This is a genomic window from Methylophaga sp. UBA1464 (assembly GCF_002325665.1).
Lineage (GTDB): Bacteria > Pseudomonadota > Gammaproteobacteria > Nitrosococcales > Methylophagaceae > Methylophaga.
The window spans coordinates 20,754-22,489 of the sequence record NZ_DCSO01000011.1 but is presented as its reverse complement, the minus strand read 5'-3'; the positions used below and the strand labels follow the sequence as shown (position 1 = coordinate 22,489).

General features: G+C 46.2%; 1 protein-coding gene and 1 pseudogene. One reads left to right on the top strand and one right to left on the bottom strand.

The annotated features are described in order from the left end of the window. The coding region (locus B3O33_RS00885) for an RDD family protein (protein ID WP_292362747.1) at nucleotides 1-347 on the bottom strand (347 nt) is incomplete at its 3' end. Nucleotides 348-428: 81 nt separating this feature from the next. Here B3O33_RS00885 and B3O33_RS00880 point away from each other — a divergent pair. Beyond that, nucleotides 429-1,736: pseudogene (locus B3O33_RS00880) on the top strand (phosphoribosylformylglycinamidine synthase); the annotation flags it as partial.

The following is a 1,736-nucleotide window of genomic DNA, read 5'->3' as shown; positions in this document are numbered from 1 at the left end:
CCCAATCCTAATGGCAGCCATGAAAATATGCCAACAACAAATCTCAGAAATGCTTGCTGCCAGTTGATCCCGGTATTATTGCCGCTGATGAGATAAACCCGCCATGCACGCATACCAAGCGTTTGTCCGCCATGGGTCCAGAACCAGCCATAAAAAATAAATGCCACGCCCAGCAGATAGACAAAAAAGAATGGATTATTGGCACCGATTGCTTCACCTCCATTAAAGGCTACGGCTACCGCTGCGGCAACTAATAATACTGAGACTAACAGCATGCTGTCATAAAGCATCACCCCCAATAGTCTGAAAAGGCCGGGTTTATGCGATGTTGATATATTTTCGGTCATGACAAAAGCTCAATTTTATTGGGCGAATTCGGGCGTATAAAGTATCATTATCGCTTTAATTATCTGTGAATTGGGTTTCAAATGCTGCAATTGGTTGGCCGTCCGGCTTTCTCTGCTTTCCGAATTGAAAAATTGCTCCGCGCCATCCGCGCAGAAGTCACCACGGTAAGCGCATTAAGAAGTGAATATCAGTATTTCGCTGAACTGGAAGGTGACGGTCAACTTAGCGAAGCTGATATTGCCACACTCAGCGAAATGCTTGAAGCAAGCAAGGGTAATAGCAAAGTACAGGATCAGGAAAACCTGTTTTTAATTACACCACGTCCCGGCACTATCTCACCGTGGTCCAGTAAAGCGACGGACATTGTGCATAACAGCGGTTTGACCGATATCGTTCGGGTTGAGCGCGGTATTGCATTTTATGTCAGCAGTAAAGCGACCTTAACCAGCGAACAGCGCTCGATTATTGCCGCGAAGCTGCACGATCGCATGATCGAAACTGTGTTTGATAATGAAGATGATGCTGAGCAATTGTTCATGCATACAGCTCCCAGACCCTTATTGTCTGTTGATATCCTCAATGGTGGCCGTCAGGCATTGGTTGCAGCCAATCAAAATCTGGGCCTGGCCCTGGCTGACGATGAAGTTGATTACCTGTTTGAAAATTTCACTGCCCTTAATCGCAATCCAAATGACATTGAACTTATGATGTTTGCTCAGGCCAACTCTGAGCATTGCCGTCATAAAATTTTCAAGGCCGACTGGGTTATTGATGGCAAAACGCAGGATCGCAGCCTGTTCGATATGATTCGTTATACCCACGAGCAACACCCAGAAGGTGTTGTGAAAGCTTATAACGATAATTCATCAGTTATCGAAGGCCCGCGCAGTCATCGTTTTCAGGTGGATATGAAAGACAATCACTACTGCTACGAAGGTGAGCAGCAGCATATCCTGATGAAAGTGGAAACCCATAATCATCCAACCGCTATTTCACCCTTTCCGGGTGCAGCAACCGGTGCCGGTGGCGAGATTCGTGATGAAGGCGCTACAGGTCGTGGTTCCAAACCTAAAGCAGGTTTAACTGGATTTTCGGTTTCTAATTTACAAATCCCCGGTTTTGAACAACCTTGGGAAACCGATTACGGCAAACCTGCCCGTATCGCTTCAGCGCTGCAGATCATGGTTGATGGTCCATTAGGCGGCGCAGCATTTAACAATGAATTTGGCCGTCCTAATCTTTGTGGGTATTTCCGTACTTATGAAGCCAAAGTTCCGTCGGATAATGGTTTTGAAGTACGTGGTTATCACAAACCAATTATGGTAGCCGGTGGCTTGGGTAGTATTCGACCTCAGCATGTTGAAAAACACATTATGCAACCTGGCACC